This window comes from Bacillus sp. SIMBA_031 (assembly GCF_046535225.1).
Classification (GTDB): Bacteria; Bacillota; Bacilli; order Bacillales; family Bacillaceae; genus Bacillus; species Bacillus velezensis.
In genome coordinates this window covers 1-254 of the sequence record NZ_JAWRXC010000463.1, presented here as the reverse complement: position 1 = coordinate 254, position 254 = coordinate 1, and the positions used below count along the sequence as shown (strand labels likewise).

General features: G+C 60.6%; 1 pseudogene. It reads right to left on the bottom strand.

From position 1 onward, the window contains the following. A pseudogene (locus SB724_RS21035) lies at positions 1-254 on the bottom strand (peptidase M20); the annotation flags it as partial.

Sequence of the window (254 nt, the reverse complement as noted above, 5' to 3'; positions counted from 1 at the left end):
CCATTGACCTCAGCCGTCGGCCGCGCCCAGGTAAGCTCCAGAACCGAACGGCCTTTTTCACCTGATGGTACGGAAAGGCCGACCTGACCGAGGAAGCTCTCGGACGTCTGTCCGAGCTTGTCCCATGACGACTTGATGTTCTCAGGTGTTTCCTCGACGCCCTCGTAGAAATTCTCGAGCGTGATGCGGCCGGTCTGGTCATGCAGACCCGCCAGCGCTTCCGTCAGGATATGGATCGGGTTGGCGGCAGCACC